This is a genomic window from Streptomyces dysideae, from assembly GCF_001514305.1.
In the GTDB taxonomy this organism is placed as follows: Bacteria; Actinomycetota; Actinomycetes; order Streptomycetales; family Streptomycetaceae; genus Streptomyces; species Streptomyces dysideae.
The window spans coordinates 60829-77497 of the sequence record NZ_KQ949103.1 but is presented as its reverse complement, the minus strand read 5'-3'; the positions used below and the strand labels follow the sequence as shown (position 1 = coordinate 77497).

Annotated in this window: 13 protein-coding genes and 1 pseudogene; 6 read left to right on the top strand and 8 right to left on the bottom strand. The window is 70.9% G+C overall.

Translation table 11 applies throughout. The features are described from left to right. Positions 1 to 15 precede the first annotated feature (15 nt). Positions 16 to 1044 carry an LLM class flavin-dependent oxidoreductase gene (locus tag AQJ91_RS34670; RefSeq protein ID WP_067029551.1) on the bottom strand — a complete coding sequence of 343 codons (1029 nt, stop codon included), beginning with the start codon at positions 1042 to 1044 and terminating at the stop codon, positions 16 to 18. 222 nt (positions 1045 to 1266) lie between these two features. Between AQJ91_RS34670 and AQJ91_RS34665 the strand changes: the two genes are divergently transcribed. Beyond that, positions 1267 to 1599, top strand: a complete 333-nt coding sequence (locus AQJ91_RS34665) for an ATP/GTP-binding protein (protein WP_067029549.1) — start codon at positions 1267 to 1269, stop codon at positions 1597 to 1599. 22 nt (positions 1600 to 1621) lie between these two features. Here AQJ91_RS34665 and AQJ91_RS34660 read toward each other — a convergent pair whose 3' ends face one another. The 7 genes from AQJ91_RS34660 to mce form a co-directional block, all read right to left on the bottom strand. Continuing rightward, positions 1622 to 2494: an ABC-2 transporter permease gene (locus tag AQJ91_RS34660; RefSeq protein WP_067029547.1), complete on the bottom strand. Its 873-nt coding sequence runs from the start codon at positions 2492 to 2494 to the stop codon at positions 1622 to 1624. After that, positions 2491 to 3804 (bottom strand): ABC transporter ATP-binding protein, encoded by a 1314-nt coding sequence (locus tag AQJ91_RS34655; protein ID WP_067029545.1) that lies wholly within the window; start codon positions 3802 to 3804, stop codon positions 2491 to 2493. The genes AQJ91_RS34660 and AQJ91_RS34655 overlap by 4 nt, the downstream gene beginning before the upstream one ends. Before the next feature lie 135 nt (positions 3805 to 3939). Next, positions 3940 to 4710, bottom strand: coding sequence for an ABC transporter permease (locus AQJ91_RS34650; RefSeq protein WP_067029543.1), 771 nt, complete (start codon positions 4708 to 4710; stop codon positions 3940 to 3942). A 2-nt stretch (positions 4711 to 4712) separates the two neighbouring features. Continuing rightward, positions 4713 to 5666 (bottom strand): ABC transporter ATP-binding protein, encoded by a 954-nt coding sequence (locus AQJ91_RS34645; protein WP_067029541.1) that lies wholly within the window; start codon positions 5664 to 5666, stop codon positions 4713 to 4715. Positions 5667 to 5749: 83 nt separating this feature from the next. Continuing rightward, the gene (locus AQJ91_RS34640; RefSeq protein ID WP_067029539.1) at positions 5750 to 6688 is read right to left on the bottom strand and encodes a coiled-coil domain-containing protein; all 939 of its coding nucleotides are present in this window, start codon (positions 6686 to 6688) and stop codon (positions 5750 to 5752) included. Positions 6689 to 6889: 201 nt separating this feature from the next. Next, complete coding sequence (gene scy / locus AQJ91_RS34635; RefSeq protein ID WP_067029537.1) at positions 6890 to 10771, bottom strand: polarized growth protein Scy; 3882 nt, start codon at positions 10769 to 10771, stop codon at positions 6890 to 6892. A 209-nt stretch (positions 10772 to 10980) separates the two neighbouring features. Further along, a complete protein-coding gene (gene mce, locus AQJ91_RS34630) occupies positions 10981 to 11421 on the bottom strand; it encodes a methylmalonyl-CoA epimerase (RefSeq protein WP_067029535.1) in 441 nt (146 codons plus the stop codon). Between the two features lie 149 nt (positions 11422 to 11570). Between mce and AQJ91_RS34625 the strand changes: the two genes are divergently transcribed. The 5 genes and pseudogenes from AQJ91_RS34625 (at position 11571) to AQJ91_RS56340 (ending at position 16656) form a co-directional block, all read left to right on the top strand. Continuing rightward, positions 11571 to 12779, top strand: coding sequence for an acetyl-CoA C-acetyltransferase (locus tag AQJ91_RS34625; protein WP_067029533.1), 1209 nt, complete (start codon positions 11571 to 11573; stop codon positions 12777 to 12779). A 44-nt stretch (positions 12780 to 12823) separates the two neighbouring features. Next, entirely contained in the window at positions 12824 to 13780 is a 957-nt protein-coding gene (meaB, locus tag AQJ91_RS34620) for a methylmalonyl Co-A mutase-associated GTPase MeaB (RefSeq protein ID WP_067029531.1), read from the top strand. Between the two features lie 324 nt (positions 13781 to 14104). Beyond that, positions 14105 to 15817 (top strand): IS200/IS605 family accessory protein TnpB-related protein, encoded by a 1713-nt coding sequence (locus AQJ91_RS34615; protein ID WP_407696967.1) that lies wholly within the window; start codon positions 14105 to 14107, stop codon positions 15815 to 15817. Continuing rightward, positions 15796 to 16290 (top strand): annotated as a pseudogene (locus tag AQJ91_RS52665) (response regulator transcription factor); the annotation flags it as partial. The gene AQJ91_RS34615 and the pseudogene AQJ91_RS52665, both read left to right, overlap by 22 nt. Continuing rightward, on the top strand, positions 16267 to 16656 hold the full coding sequence (locus tag AQJ91_RS56340) for an ATP-binding protein (protein WP_324618042.1): 390 nt from the start codon (positions 16267 to 16269) through the stop codon (positions 16654 to 16656). The pseudogene AQJ91_RS52665 and the gene AQJ91_RS56340, both read left to right, overlap by 24 nt. Positions 16657 to 16669 lie beyond the last annotated feature (13 nt).

Genomic DNA, 16669 nt, shown 5'->3' with positions numbered 1-16669 from the left:
CGCGGGACGGGCCCTTCAACTCAGGTGCGGCAGCACCTCGGCGCCCAACCGCCGTACGTTCTCCTCGGTCGCCGCGAGGTCGCCCGAGCCCTCGACGAGCAGCGCGAAGCGCGAGATTCCGGTGCGCTCGCTCGTCGCGGCGAGGCGGTCGGCGCACAGTCGCGGGGTGCCCACCGGGTGCAGTCCGCAGAGCAGTTCGGTGTACGCCACCGGGTCCCGCATCGAGCGCTGCCGGCCGTCCACCGTCACATGGGCCTCAAGACCCTGCCGCAGCCAGCCCGGCATCGCCTTCACCAGGGTCTCGACCGCGTCCGTCCGCCGGTCGGCGATCTGGCAGACGCCGGCCGAGACATGGGCGGCGCCGTGGATCTCCTCCGCCGGGCGCCCGGCGGCGCGTGCGAGGTCCCGCCACAGGGAGACCATCTCGGCTTTCTCCTCGTCCCCCACGTGCATCCCCAGCAGCATCGGCAGTCCGCGCTCGGCGGCCAGCCGCACACTCGACGGCGAGGTGCACGCGACGACGACCTCGGGGCCCGGCGCCTCCGACAGGGACTCCGACGGCCTCGGTACGACGGGGACTTCGCGGAAGCTGAAGCGCTCTCCGGCGGCCGCGACCGAGGGTTCGCGCAGCCAGCGCACCAGCAGATCGAGTGATTCCGGGAACCCCTTCTCGTACGCCTCCAGACCCGACCCGAACACCTCCAGGTCGACCCACGGCCCGCCGCGCCCCACGCCCAGCGAGAACCGCCCGCCGGACGTGACGTGCAGCAGCGCCGCCTGCTCGCCCAGCGTCACGGGGTGGGCGGTGGGCAGCACGCTGACCGCCGTACCGACCCGCAGGCGGCGGGTGCGGCCCAGCAGTAACGCGGCCAGCGTGACCGCCGACGGGCAGGTGCCGTACGGCACGAAGTGGTGCTCGGCCAGCCAGGCTGTGTCGAGCCCCGCCTCCTCGGCGACTTCCGCGGAGCGGACCGCGCGGTGCAGTGCCTCCCCCTCGCCCTGTCCCGGGAACTGGGCCGCCAACACGAAACTTCCTACGCGCATGTGCTTTCCTGCTTCCTTGGCTCCGACGCGGAGCTCCCCCACCCGGCATAACCGTCTGACACGTGCCGAGGACACGGCCGGGCGGAGAGATTTGCGGATTGTCTGCAGAATGAGGCGCCTTGGAGGGGGACTTGTGCGGATTGGTTGTCTACGCGTACCCGTGTGCGTGCCGCGTAGGCTGGACACAGCCCGTGCTTCCTGTATAGCCCCGTGAGGTGTCCTGTGTCCCCGCGTCGCAACCGTCCCAAGGGTTCCGGCTCTTCCGGAGGGGGCGGCGAGGACGACCGTCCCGGCCGCTACGGCGGCTGGCAGTCGATGGAGGACTGGCAGGGCGAGGCGTGGAGTGTGCGGCATGTGGCGGGTGCGAGTGCGCAGGGCAAGGCGTACCGCTGTCCCGGCTGCGAGCAGCTGATTCCGGACGGTGTGCCGCATGTCGTGGCCTGGCCGGAGCACTCGGGCGTCGACGACCGCCGGCACTGGCACAAGGCGTGCTGGAACGCGAAGGACCGCCGCACCACGCGGGTGCAGCGGTCCCGTAACGCGCCGAAGTTCTAGAGCCTCAGGGGTTTCTGGAGACTCACACGTCGCGCTGCTCGAGCAGCGCGTAGGCGCCCGCGAACGCGGCGGCCGTAACGCCGAGCATGATCCACAGCGGGTCCCAGCCGGACGGGCCGGACTCGCTGAGGGAGTTGGCGTAGAAGACGCTGAGCTGGTTCGGGATGGAGTACTCGAACAGCGCGTCGCGCAGGTCCGCCAGGGACTCCGAGAACATGAACAGCGCGATGACCAGCGGCGCCAGCAGGACGCCGATCATGATGGTGATGGCGCCCGCCGAGTGCCGGATGATCGAGCCGATGACGAGCGAGAGCAGCCCGAGCAGCGCGATGTAGAGCGAGATGCCGACGGTGCCCTTCAGCCACTCCTCGCCGGACGGCTCCTTGGCGCCGTCCAGCATGGCGACGTCGGCGAAGGCGACGAGCAGGGCCGACACCAGCGTGACCACGAACGCGACCGTGGTGAACACGATCGCCTTCGCCGTCAGCACCCGCCCGCGGGACGGGCACGCGGTCATCGTGGTCCGGATCATGCCGGTGCCGTACTCCGAGGCGGTGGTCAGCACGCCGAGCGTCATGATGCACATGCTGCCGAGCAGCAGCCCGAAGAAGCCGAAGGACAGCGGGTTCTCGCCCGCGAGGCCCTCCGACGAGGCGTTGGCGGAGACCAGGGCGGCGGCCCCGAGGCCGATGCCGACGACGAGCAGCACGAACACGCCGAGCGTCCACATCGTGGAGCGCACCGACCGGATCTTGGTCCACTCCGAGGCGAGCGCGTGCCCGAGGTGCGTGCGCACCACCGGGATCGGCGAGGTGTAGGTGGGGTACGACGGGCCGGGCGCCGCCTGCCAGTTCGGTGCGGCGGCCTGCGGCATCGGGGGCTGGGGCGTGCTCATCGGGCGTCCTCGGGCGTGGTCGGGGCGGCTGCGGGGGCGGAGGGCTTCTCGGGGGCGGCGGTGGGGGGCGCGGGCGGCTGCGCGGGCGCCTGGGCGGCGGGCTGAGCCGGGCCTTGGGGCGCCTGCTGGGCGTACGGGTTGGGCGCGCCCGCGCCGGGGGCGCCGGGAGCCGCACCGGGCGACACAGGAGCGCCGTAGGGCCCCTGAGGCGCCTGCTGGCCCTGGGGCGCGGGCTGTCCCGGTGCCATCGGCTGCCCCTGCGGCATCCCGAACGGCTGGCCGCCCTGCTGGGGCGGCGGCGGGGCATACCAGCCGGGCTGGCCCTGGCCGGGTACCGGCATCGGCGGCTGCGCGCCCGGCGGCAGCTGCTGCATCAGGCCTTCCTTCTGGTCGACCGTGGAGCGGTAGTCGACGGCGCCCTGCGTCATCCGCATGTACGCCTCCTCCAGCGAGGCCTGGTGCGGCGACAGCTCCCACAGCCGTACGTCGCTGTCGTGCGCGATGTCGCTGATCCGGGGCAGCGGCAGCCCGGTCACGCGGAGCGCGCCGTCCTGCTCGGGCATGACGTGCCCGCCCGACTCGGTGAGCGCGGCGGACAGCTTCTCGCGCAACTGCGGCTCGGTGTCGGGGGTGCGGACCCGGGCGAAGTCGGCGGAGTTCGCCGAGATGAAGTCCTTGATGCTCATGTCGGCGAGCAGCTGACCGCGTCCGATGACGATCAGGTGGTCGGCGGTCACCGCCATCTCGCTCATGAGGTGGGACGAGACGAAGACCGTACGGCCTTCCGACGCAAGGGACTTCATCAGGTTCCGCACCCAGAGGATGCCCTCGGGGTCGAGGCCGTTGACCGGCTCGTCGAACAGCAGCACCTGCGGGTCGCCGAGCAGCGCGGCGGCGATGCCGAGCCGCTGGCCCATGCCGAGGGAGAAGCCCTTGGACCGCTTCCTGGCCACCTCGTGCAGGCCCACGACGCCGAGCACCTCGTCGACCCGGCGGGCCGGGATGCCGGACAGCTGGGCCAGCGACAGCAGGTGGTTCCGGGCCGCCCGGCCGCCGTGCACCGCCTTGGCGTCCAGCAGGGCGCCGACCTGGCGGGGGGCGTTCGGCAGCTTGCGATACGGGTAGCCGCCGATCGTCACCTGCCCCGAGGTGGGGTTGTCCAGGCCCAGGATCATCCGCATCGTCGTCGACTTGCCGGAGCCGTTGGGGCCCAGGAAGCCGGTGACGGCACCTGGCCGCACCTGGAAGGAAAGGTTGTACACAGCGGTCTTGTCGCCGTAGCGCTTGGTCAGGCCGACTGCCTCGATCATGCTCCGCACCCATCGCAAGGTTCAGGACAGCGGGGCACACGCCCCCGTAAGGGTTAGGAGCTTATCGGTGGACTGACGGTTCCACTCAAGAGCAAGTAAAAGGTCTCGACCAGATGACGGCCGCCAGGGCGAGTTCTACGCGTCCCGCCGCTTCAGCAGCACGTATCCGCCGGCGAGCGCCGCGACCACCCACAACGCCATGATCCCGAGCCCGCCCCAGGGGCCGTACGGCGTGCTGTCGTCGACAGGCGTGACCACCTGCATGATCTTGCTGCCGGCCTGGTCGGGCAGGTAGCGGCCGATCTTCTCGGTGGCCGAGACATTGCCGAGGATGTTGGAGACCAGGAAGAAGAACGGCATCAGGATGCCCAGCGACAGCATCGGCGAGCGCAGCATCGCGGCGACACCCATCGAGAACATCGCGATGAGGGTCATGTAGAGCCCGCCGCCGATCACCGCCCGCAGCACGCCCGGGTCGCCGAGCTGCGCCCGGTGCTCGCCGAGCATCGCCTGCCCGAGGAAGAACGTGACGAAGCTGGTGGCCATGCCGACGGCCAGCGCGAGGCCGGTGGCGACGGCGATCTTGCTGAACAGGAAGGTGCCGCGCTGCGGTACCGCGGCCAGCGAGGTGCGGATCATGCCGGTGCTGTACTCGTTCGAGACGACGAGCACCCCGAACACGATCATCGCGAGCTGGCCGAGGCTCATGCCGGCGAAACTGATGAAGGTGGGGTCGAAGGAGAGCTGGTCCCGGGCGCTCATGTTGTCGAACTCGTTCTTCGACAGGGCCGAGATCAGCATGCCGAGCGCGATGGTGACGATCACGGCGAGGGAGAGCGTCCACACCGTGGACGCCACGGACCGGATCTTGGTCCACTCGGAACGGATGACCTGGGTGGCCGCCATGCTCAGCTCCTCCTCCAGTCGTTGCCCCACGCCTGCTCCTCCGGAGGCGCGTCGGAGTGTGCGTGGTACTCCACCGACTCCGCGGTCAGCCGCATGAACGCCTCCTCCAGCGAGGCCTGTTGCGGGCTCAGCTCATGCAGCACGATCTGGTGCTGGGCCGCCAGCTCCCCGATGTGCTCGGGCTTGCCGCCGTCGACCTCGAGCGTGCCGCTGCCGGTCTGTACGACGGTGATGCCGGCCCCGTACAGCACGTCGAGGAGCCGCTCGCGCTGCGGGGTGCGGATCCGGACGTACGAGCGTGAGTTCCGCGCGATGAAGTCGGCCATGGTGGTGTCGGCGAGGAGCCGCCCCTGCCCGATGACGACGAGGTGCTCGGCGGTGAGTGCCATCTCGCTCATGAGGTGGGAGGAGACGAAGACGGTCCGACCCTGGGCGGCCAGCGACTTCATGAGATTGCGGATCCAGTGGATGCCCTCGGGGTCGAGCCCGTTGACCGGCTCGTCGAACATCAGGATCCGCGGGTCACCGAGCAGGGCGCCCGCGATGCCGAGCCGCTGTCCCATGCCCAGCGAGAACCCCTTGGCCTTCTTCCGGGCGACCGCGGTGAGTCCGACGGTGTCGAGGACCTCGTGCACCCGCTTCTTCGCGATGCCGTTGCTCTGCGCGAGGCACAGCAGGTGGTTGTAGGCGCTGCGGCCGCCGTGCATGGCCTTGGCGTCGAGGAGGGCGCCGATGTACTTCAGCGGGTCCTTGAGCCGGTCGTAGTGCTTGCCGTCGATCCGCACGTCCCCGGCGGTGGGCCGGTCGAGGCCGAGCATCATCCGCATGGTGGTGGACTTGCCCGCGCCGTTGGGACCGAGGAAGCCTGTGACAATGCCCGGTCTGACGGTGAAGGTGAGGTTGTTGACCGCCACCTTCTCGCCGTACCGCTTGGTCAGCCCCTCGAGCTCGATCATGCGGCCACGCTAGAACGCGGCAAAGCCCCCTGCCACCGGAGTGGCAGAGGGCTTCACAGTGTTCAGCGGACGTACGCCGGGTGTTACCGGGACTGCTGAGCAGGCACCCCGCGGGAGATCGGCTCGTCGTCCGTGGACGGCGAGCCGGCCGCGGCGACCGCGGCGCCCGTGAGCGTCGCGAGCATCTCGCGGACGTTCGTGAGCTGGGCGTTGATCGAGTCGCGGCGGTTGGTGAGAGCCGCGAGCTCGCGCTCGGATTCCGAACGGATCCGGTCGGCCTTGGCGTTGGCGTCGGCCACGATGTCCTCGGCCTGGCGCTGAGCCGTCTCCACCGTCTGGCGGGCACGGCGCTCGGCGTCGGTGCGCAGCTTCTCCGCCTCCAGGCGCAGCTGCTCCGCCCGGTGCTCGATCTCGGCGAGACGCTTCTCGGCCTTCTGCTGACGCGAGGCCAGGTCGCGCTCGGACTGCTCGCGGCGCTTGGCGAGGTTCGTCTCGAAGTCGGCGGCGGCCTGCGCGGCCTTCGCGCGGGTCTCCTCGAAGAGGGCGTCCGCCTCCTCACGCTTCGACTGCGCGTCCTTCTGCGCCTCGGCGCGCAGCTGGGAGGCCTCGCTCTTGGCCTTCTCGACGATCCGGACGCCCTCGTCCTCGGCCTTGGCCTTGCGCTCCGCCGAGAACGATTCTGCGTCGTTGCGGACCTGCTGGGCCGCCGACTCGGCGAGTTCGCGGTGCTGCTCGGCGGCGCGGCGGGCCTCCTCGCGCAGATCCTTGGCCTCCTCCTCGGCGAGGCGGAGGATCTTCTCGACACGCGCGCCGAGACCGGCGTACGACGGCTCGGCATCGCTGACCTGTGCCTGGGCGTTCTGCGTCTCGAGGTGGAGCTCCTCGATGCGCTTTTCCAGAGCGGTGATGCGGGCGAGAGCGGAGTCACGGTCGGAGACGAGCTTGGAGATTCGTTCGTCCACCTGAGCGCGGTCGTACCCACGCCGCACAAGCTCGAAGCCGTAGGGGGAAGTGTCGCTCATGGGGTTCCTGTCAAATGAGACCGGTGAGGTGATAGGGGGAATCCTAGGGGCCGAAGCGGTGTGTCATCGAGCGGATACGTGTTTGATCTGGAGAATGACACCCCTTTTGGGTGGCTGACCTTCGGACGGCTTGCCAAAAACTTGGTCAAAGGCCCCAAAAACGGCACCGGAATTTCGAACTGCCGACCAGCTGTCCATCGACTACCCGTCCGACGCCTTGCCACCCGAACGAGGAGCTCCGACCGCGGCGCCGGCCTTGACCCCGCCGTCCTTGCCCGCCGACGGGGCCTCAAAAGACTCCAACGCCTCCAGGACGTCCTGGACACGGGAGATCTCGGCATTGATGTCCTCGCGGCGCCGGACCAGGGTCTCCAGTTCGCGTTTGCCTTCCTCGACCGTGCGCCTCGCCTCGCGGATCGCCTCAACCTTGAGCTCCTCGGCCTCCCGGACGAGCGAGTTCTTCTTCTGCTCGGCCTCCTTGAGGAGCCCCTCGGCCTTCTTGACGGCGGCGATACGGACCTTGCCGGCCTCCGAATTGGCCTCCGAGACCAGCTCCCTGGCCTTCGCCTGCGCCTTCTGGAGCTGCTCCTCTGCAGCCTTGATGAGCGCGTCGCAGCGGTCGCCCGCCGACTTCATCGTCTCGGCGGACTCACGGCGGGCCCGCTCGTGCAGGTCCTCGATCTCGTTGGTGATGCGGTCGCGCAGCTCCTCCGCGCGCTCCCTTATGGCGGTCGCGTCCCGGCGTGCGCCGACGAGCAGCTCGTCCGCGTCCGTACGGGCCTTCTCCACCCGGGAGTTGCCCTCGACCGTCGCCTCGGAGACCAGCCGGTCGGCCTCCTTGCGGGCCGCGCCCACCATGGAGTCGGCCTGCGCCTCGGCGTCCGCGGTCGTCTTGTGCGCCTGCTGCTGCGCCTCGGTGAGCAGCTTGTCCGCCTCGGCCGTGGTCTCCGTGATGAGCTTGTCGACCTGCTCGGCCACATCGGAACGCCGCTTGTTGGCGTCCTTGCGGGCCCCGTCGAGGGTGCGCTCGGCCTCGTCGCGCGCGGCGGACACCATGCGCTCCGCCTCCGCCTCGGCGTCCGCCTTGACCCGCTCCGACTCGTTCCGGATCCGCTCGGCGTGCTGCTGGGCCGACCCGACCGTCTCGGCGGCCTCGGCACGCAGCCGCTCCGCGTCGCCGGAGGCGTCCCCGATGAGCTTCTCGGCCTTGGCGATCGCCTCGGCCCGTACGCGTTCGGCCTCCGCGACCGTCTCCGTACGCAGCCGGTCGGTGTCCGTGATCGTCTCGGTGGTGAGCCGCTCGGCCTCGTTGCGCGCCTCGGTGATCAGGGTGTCGGCCTGCGTCGCCGCGTCCGACCGGATGCGGTTGGCGTCCTCGCGGGCGTCGGCCCGGGTACGCGCCGCCGTCTGGTCGGCCTCCGCCAGGGCGTCCGACACCTCCGTGCGCACCCGCTGGGCATGCTCGGACGCGTCCGACCGGAGGCGCTCCGCCTCCGCGATCGCCTCCGACACCGTGCGCTCGGCGAGCGCCTTGGCGGCGTCCGTCTCCGCGGTCGCCTCCCGCCGGACCCGGTTGGCGTCCTCGGCGGCCCGCTCCCGCTCGGCGTAGGCGTCGGCGCGAACGCGGTCCGACTCCTCCTCGGCCTCCCGGCGCGTACGGTCCGCCGCGTGCTCGGCGGCGGAGCGCAGCCCGGTGATCTCCTCCTGGGCCTGCTCGTGCAGCCCGGCCACGGAGTCCCGTACCTGCTGGGCGTGCTGCTCGGCCGCCGACACCATCTCGGTGGCGCGCCGGTCGGCCTCCTCGACCAGCCGCAGCGCCTCGGCCTGTGCCTCCTCCACGCGCTTGCGCGCCGAGGCCAGCAGCTCCTCGCTCTGCTCGCGGGCCCGCTCCCGCTCCTGGTCGGCCTCCTGGCGCGCCGAGCCGAGGGTCTCCTCGGCCTCGCGGCGGCGCCGGACGGCCTCCTCCTGGGCGGCGGCCAGCGTCTCCGACGCCTCGGTGGCGAGCCGCTCGGCGGCGGCCTGCGCCTCCGCACGGACCCGGTCCGCGCTCTCCTGCGCCTCCGACTTCAGCCGCTCCGCCTCGGACGCGGCCTCCGACCGCAGCCGTACGGCGATGGCCTCGCCCTCGGCACGCGACGCGGACGCGTCGGACGCGGCCTCGTTGCGCAGCCGCTCGGCCTCCGCCTCGGCCTGCTGCTGGAGCGTACGGATCCGCTCGGCGGACTCGGCGCGCAGCCGCTCCGTCTCCTCGCCGGCCTCGCGGCGGATCCGCGCGGCCTCCTCGCGGGCGTCCGTCAGCGCCTGCTCGGCGGCGGCGAGCCGCTGCTCGGCCTCGGTGTGCAGCCGCGTCAGTTCCTCGGCGGCCTCCGCACGGCGGGCCTCTATGGCCCGCTCGGTCTCCTCGTGCAGCTCGCGCGCGGCCCGCTCGGCGTCGGCCTTGATGCCCTCGGTCTGCTCGACGACCTCCTCGCGGTGCCGCTCGGCCTCCTGGCGGGTGCGCTGGAGGGTCTCCTCGGCTTGCCGGCGCAGTGTCGTCGCCCGCTCGATGGCCTCCGTACGGACCTTCTCGCTGTCCGTGGTGGCCTTCTGGCGCAGCTCGTCCGCGTCCTGCCTGGCCTTCGCCAGCAGTTCCTCGGCGGTTTTGGCCGCCTCCTCGATCTGCTGGACGGCCTCCTTGCGGGCCTCCGCGCGGATCTTCTCGCCCTCGCCGACCGCGTCGGCGCGCAGCTGCTCGGCCTCGCCGCGCAGCCGACGGGCCTCCTCCTGCAGCTCGACCGTCTTGGCGCGGTACTCCTTGGTGTCGTCCTTCGCCGCGCCCTTGAGCTGCTCGGCGATGTCGTGCGCCTCGGCGCGCAGCCGGTCCGCCTCGGTCTCCGCCTCGGTGCGGATCCGCTCGGCCTCCTCGGCGGCGGCCTTGGTGGTGTTCTTCGCGTCCTCCTGCGCCTTGTTGAGGACGTCCTCGGCTGTCTTGGCCGCCTTGGACAGCTGGGTCGCGCTCTCCTCGGCGGTGAGCGTCCGGGCCTTCTCGGCGGCCTCGGCGAGAACCTTCTCGGCCTCCGCGCGGGCGTCCGCGACGATCTGCTCGGCGTCCGACTTGGTGGACTCGGCCTCCTTGGTGGCCTCGCTGACCAGCCGGGCGACCTGCTCCTTCGCCGTACGCGTGCGCTGTTCGTTGGCCGACTCGGCACTGGAGAGCGCCTTCTCGGCGGCCGACTTGGCCTCGGTGACCAGTTTCTCGGCCTCGGTGCGGGCCTCGCGCAGCGCGGTCTCGGCCTCCGCCATGCGCTGCTCGGCGGCCCGGCTGAGCTCGGTCGCCTGCCGGCGGGCGGCGTCCGACTCGTTCGCGGTGGAGCTGCGCAGCTGCTCGGCGTGGTCGGTGGCCTCCTGGGCCTGCGTCGACGCGGCGTTCAGCAGCCGCTCGGCGTCGGTACGGGCCCGGCGCAGCAGCTGCTCGGCCTCCGCACGGGCCGCCTCGGCCTCGCTCTGCAGTCGCTGCCTGGCCTCCGAGGTCAGCCGCTCGGCCTCGGCCCGTGCGGCCGCCATGGCCTGCTCGGTCTCGGCCCGCGACTCCTCCAGCAGGCGGCGCGCCTGCTGCTCGGTGCGGGCGCGCAGCTGCTCCGCCCACGCCACGTTCTCGTTGACGTGCGACTCGACCGTCTGGCGGCGCTCCGCGAGCTCCTGGTCGAGCTGCTGGCGGCGGGTGACCGCCTCCTGGTGCAGCTCCGCCTGGAGCCGGGCCGCCTGCTCGGCGTGCTCCTGGAGGATGCGCTGGGTCTGGGCCCGCGCCTGGCTCAGCTCACGCTCGGCGTCCTGGCGCAGCTGGTCGGCCTGGACCTGGGCGTTCCGCAGCAACTGCTCGGCCTGATAGCCGATGTCGCCGCCGTCGAACGAGGGCCGGGACATGATGGTGCGCCGCGCCTCGTGCAGCTTGGCGCGCAGCACCTCGACCTGGTAGCCGAGATCCTCGGCATGCTGAATCGCCTTTTCCCGCTCGGTCTTCAGCCGTTCCATCTCGGCCTCGAACCGAGAGAGGTGGTCGACGTCAGCCGCCGGCTCTCGCTCCTGGCGTTCGTAGCCCCGCACTGCGCGGTCCCATCCGTCCCCTGGTCGCAAGTCTCTCCATACGAGCTCCGTCCATCCGCCGAACGGGGCCCCCGGGGAATGGTGTCAGATCAACGGCGGAGCAAGGGCTTCCGCCCAGACGCTCGTCCCCCAAAACCGGACCCCGGAACGCGGTCGCCCTGGAGTGAGCGGCGACCGCTCCCAACCCTACCGGCCCATATGTACGAGGGTCAGTGCTCAGGTGACTCAACAGGCGCTGAAGTGACCAGTTCTGTCAGTACGCCGTGGCAGTCCTTCGGGTGCAGGAAGGTGATCCGTGACCCCATGGAGCCGCGTCGGGGCTCTTCGTACAGAACGCGCACACCCTTGTCGCGGATGTCCGCGGCCTCGGTGTCGACATCCGCCGTACCGAAAGCGATGTGGTGCACGCCCTCGCCGTTCTTCGCGAGCCACTTCGCGACCGTCGAGTCGTCCCGGGTCGGTTCGAGAAGCTGCAGGTAGGAAGCGCCGCCGTCGGACGTATCGTTGATCTTGAGCATGGCCTCGCGTACGCCTTGCTCCTCGTTGACCTCGGAGTGGAACACCTCGAAGCCGTAGGTGGCCCGGTAGAACTCGACAGTCCTGTCGAGGTCGAAGCAGGCGATCCCGATGTGGTCGATTCGCGTCAGCATGGAACTCAGTGCACCGCTCCGGAGGTGGTTACGCAACGTGCGCGCGATCACACCGACGGCCCGATGACGGCACGGAGTGCCACTCAGTACATTCGAAGTAAACCCTCGTTCACTCCTCGGCTGTGCAGGCTGGAAGGGGATCGCACCTCATGTCTTCTGGAACTTCCGGAACGAACAGTTCAGTGATCGTCGCGGGCGCGCGGACGCCCATGGGGCGGTTGCTCGGCTCGCTGAAGTCCTTCTCCGGAGCCGACCTCGGCGGCTTCGCGATCAAGGCCGCCCTCGACCGTGCGGGGATCGGTGGCGACCAGGTGCAGTACGTGATCATGGGCCAGGTGCTGCAGGCCGGGGCGGGACAGATCCCGGCGCGGCAGGCCGCGGTCAAGGCCGGCATCCCGATGAGCGTCCCGGCGCTCACCATCAACAAGGTGTGCCTGTCCGGCCTCGACGCCATCGCGCTCGCCGACCAGCTGATCCGCGCGGGCGAGTTCGACGTGATCGTCGCCGGTGGTCAGGAGTCCATGACCAACGCGCCCCACCTGCTGCCCAAGTCCCGTGAGGGCTTCAAGTACGGCGCGATCGAGATGATCGACGCCATGGCCTACGACGGTCTGACCGACTCCTTCGAGAACATCGCCATGGGCGAGTCGACGGAGAAGCACAACACGCGCCTCGGCATCAAGCGCCCCGAGCAGGACGAGATCGCCGCGCTCTCCCACCAGCGGGCCGCCGCCGCGCAGAAGAACGGCACCTTCGAGGCCGAGATCACCCCGGTCGAGATCCCGCAGCGCAAGGGCGAGCCCGTCGTCTTCAGCAAGGACGAGGGCATCCGCGCCGAGACCACGGCCGAGTCGCTGGGCCGGCTGCGCCCGGCGTTCACCGGGGACGGCACGATCACCGCGGGCACCTCGTCGCAGATCTCGGACGGCGCGGCGGCCGTGGTCGTGATGAGCAAGGCCAAGGCGCAGGAGCTCGGCCTGGAGTGGATCGCGGAGATCGGCGCGCACGGCAACGTGGCCGGCCCGGACAACAGCCTCCAGTCCCAGCCGTCGAACGCCATCCTGCACGCCCTGAAGAAGGAGGGCCTGGAGGTCTCCGACCTGGACCTGATCGAGATCAACGAGGCCTTCGCCGCGGTGGCGGTGCAGTCAATGAAGGACCTCGGGGTGTCATCGGAAAAGGTGAACGTCAACGGCGGAGCCATCGCCCTGGGCCACCCGATCGGTATGTCGGGAGCGCGGCTTGTCCTCCACCTGGCGCTTGAGCTGAAGCGGCGGGGCGGCGGCGTGGGCGCGGCGGCGCTGTGCGGTGGCGGTGGGCAGGGTGACGCGCTGATCGTGCGGGTACCCAAGGCCTGAGACCCCGTACTTCGTCGTACGTCTCTCCTCGGAACGGAGCTGTGATGCAGGACGTCTCCACACTGGTGGCCCAGGCCAGAGAAGGCCGGCCGCGCGCCGTGGCCCGGCTGATCTCCCTGGTGGAGGGGGCGTCCCCACAGCTCCGGGAGGTCATGGCGACGCTCGCGCCGCTGACGGGCGGGGCGTATGTGGTGGGTCTGACGGGGTCACCGGGTGTCGGCAAGTCGACATCGACGTCGGCGCTGGTGACGGCGTACCGCAAGCAGGACAAGCGGGTCGGCGTCCTGGCCGTCGACCCGTCCTCGCCGTTCTCGGGCGGCGCCCTGCTCGGCGACCGGGTGCGGATGTCGGAGCACGCCTCCGACCCCGGCGTCTACATCCGCTCGATGGCCACGCGCGGTCATCTCGGGGGACTGGCCTGGGCTGCCCCGCAGGCGATCCGCGTCCTGGACGCGGCGGGCTGTGACGTGATCCTGGTCGAGACGGTGGGCGTGGGCCAGTCGGAGGTGGAGATCGCCTCGCAGGCGGACACCTCCGTCGTCCTCCTGGCCCCCGGCATGGGCGACGGCATCCAGGCGGCCAAGGCGGGCATCCTCGAGATCGGCGACGTGTACGTCGTCAACAAGGCCGACCGCGACGGCGCCGACGCCACGGCCCGCGAACTCAACCACATGCTGGGCCTCGGCGAGTCCCGCGCCCCCGGCGACTGGCGCCCACCCATCGTCAAGACGGTCGCCGCCCGCGCGGAGGGCATCGACGAGGTCGTCGAGGCCCTGGAGAAGCACCGGGCATGGATGGAGGAACGCGGCGTCCTGACGGAACGCCGACTGACCCGGGCCGCCGTCGAGGTGGAGACCATCGCGGTCACGGCCCTGCGGGAACGCATCGGCGACCTGCACGGGGACCGGCGCCTGGGGGCACTGGCAGAGAAGATCGTCGCCGGGGAGCTGGATCCGTACCGGGCGGCGGATGAGTTGGTGGCGGGGCTCACCGAGGGGTGAACCGTTCCTCAGGACTGAGCGGGAGTGAGCCCGATCAGCCCCCCCACCCGCACGCCAGCCACGCCCACTCAACGCCCACGCGCAGCACGACGGCCGGCAGCTCAACTCCTCCACCGCTGCCTGCCGCCCCGGCGGGGTTGGGAACTGCTGCCGATGTAGTGAACGGTAGTGACTTTTGGTGAGTTTGAGTGAGTGGCAGGGCTGGATGTCGGTCCGGCCGTTCGCGGTGCTCCAGGGGTGTTCTCTTCTGCCATGCGGTGCGTTCCGGGCCCCGGCTTCCCGAAGTGAACTGGAGTTCTTGGGACGAACGGGTGACCTTTTCGGATGATGCTCGTTGACTGCGGTGACGGGGTCTTCGGGACGGGCGGGGGTGAACAGATGGGCGGGCTGCGGGAGTTGGCGGGGTCGTTCGTCGTGCCTGGTCCGGCGGGGGTGGCGGTTCGGGACCGGCTGCGGGTGTCGGCGGCGGACGCGGCCGTGCTGGCTGAGGTCGGGAGGTTCCTGGGCTCGCTGGCTGCCGGGGATCTTGCGGAGCGGTCCCGGCAGGGCCTGGGCCATGACGCGGCCGGGTGGGCGGTGCGCAAGCGGGCGCTGACGGGCAAGTCGTCGGCGCGGTGGGCGGGCAGTATCACCAAGGCCACGCACGATCAGTGGGCACTGGCCCGGCGCGGCCAGGCGGCACACCGGGGCTGGCTGCGGGGACAGATCGCGTCGATCGAGGCGCGGCTGGCCCGGCCGCTGGGCGCCAAGGCCAACAGACGGGAAGGCTTGGTGCGCGGGTATGGCTCGCGCGGCGAGTGGCATGCCAAATCGCGCCGCCTCCAGACCTTGAAGAACCGCCTCGTTTCGGTGGAGGCGGACTGGGCGGCGGGCCGGGTGCGGGTGGTGCGCGGCGGCAAACGACTCGCCCACGCCCGCCACCACCTGGAGGCGGCCGGGCTGGACGAAGCGGCGTGGCGCCGGCGGTGGCAGGCGGCACGGATGCTCCTGGCCGCCGACGGGGAGTCCGGCAAACGGTTGGGCAACGAGACCATCCGCGTCACCGACATCGGACAGCTTTCCATCAAGCTCCCGGCTCCGCTGGTCCACCTGGCCAACGCGCCGCACGGCCGGTATCTGCTCGACGCGACCGTACGCTTCCGGCATCGAGGTCAGGAGTGGCGAGACCGGATCACGGCGAACCGGGCGGTGGCCTACCGCATCCACCACGACGTACTCCGGGGCCGCTGGTATGTGACCGCTTCCTGGCAGCGCGCCGCCGCCTCGGTGCTGCCGCTGGACACGGCGCTCGCCCGGGGTGTGGTGGGGGTGGACATGAACGACGACCACCTCGCCGCTTGGCAACTCGACGTGCACGGCAACCCGGTCGGCGAGCCGCAGCGCTTCTTCTACGACCTGACCGGCAGCACGGAGCACCGCGACGCGCAGATCCGGCACGCGCTGACCCGGCTGCTGCACCACACCCGCCGCGGCGGCGCCGCCGCGATCGCCATCGAGGACCTCGACTTCGCGGCGGAGAAGGGCCGCGAGAAGCACGGCCGCAACAAACGCTTCCGCCGCCTGCTCTCCCGCTTCCCTACCGCGAAGCTCAAGGCCCGGCTGGTGTCGATGGCAGCCGAGCAGGACATCGCCGTCGTCGCGGTCGACCCGGCCTGCACCAGCAAGTGGGGTGCCCAGCACTGGCAGAAACCACTGACCACCCCACGACGTAAGACGTCCCGGCACGATGCGGCGAGCATCGCGGTCGGGCGACGCGCCCTCGGGCATCCGATCCGGCGACGGACGACACCGCCCCCGCCCCACCAGAGTGATGGTGCGGGGCATCGGACCGTCCAGGCCCGACCGGACGCCCGCAGGCGTGAGGAAACCCGCCCCCAACCGACCGGACCACGCACCAGATGCGTGTCACTGGTGGTGGAGCGAAAGCGGGGGACACCAGCCTGCCCAACACCGTTCGGGGCAGCGCTACTGAGCCACAGTCCTGGCAACAGGCCTCACTCCCACTCAGTGTTTAGGAACGGTCGTACGACCTCGTGATCCTCGACATCATGCTGCCCGGCATGAACGGCTATCGCGTCTGCTCCGCCCTGCGCGCCGTCGGCCACGACGTGCCGATCCTGATGCTCACCGCCAAGGACGGCGAGTACGACGAGGCCGAGGGCCTGGACACCGGCGCCGACGACTATCTGACCAAGCCGTTCTCGTACGTCGTCATGGTCGCCCGGGTGAACGCCCTGCTGCGGCGTGGCGGACAGGGCGCCGGGGCCTCGCCCGTGCACGTCCTCGGCGTTCTGAAGGTCGACACCGCCGCCCGCCGAGTCTTCCTCGGCGACGGCGAAGTCACCCTCACCGCCAAGGAGTTCGCCGTCCTGGAACAGTTCGTGGTGCGGGTCGGCGAGGTGGTCTCCAAGGCGGAGATCCTGGAGCACGTCTGGGACTTCGCGTGCGAGGGTGATCCGAACATCGTCGAGGTCTACGTCAGCACCCTGCGCCGCAAGCTGCGCGCCGGGCAACGCCCTCCTCATCACCGGCTGGATCCTGGCGACGGCCGCTCTCGCGGGCGTGACCCGGACCGTCAGGCACGGCGGCACGCCCGCTCGGTGGTCACCGTGACCGTGCGACGGGACGGGGAGTGGGCCGTGGCCGGGGTCGCCGACGACGGGGGCGGGGTGGCCGAGGCGGACCGGGAGCGGATCTTCGAGCGGTTCGTCCGGCTCGACGAGGCCCGCAGCCGCGACGACGGCGGCGCCGGGCTGGGCCTCGCCATCGCCCGCGACGTCGCCGTACGGCACGGCGGCACGCTCACCGTCGGCGAGGCGCCGACAGGCGGAGCCCTGTTCGAACTCCGCCTCCCGTCGCTCAGTAGAACTCAGTAGAAATCGGTAGAAC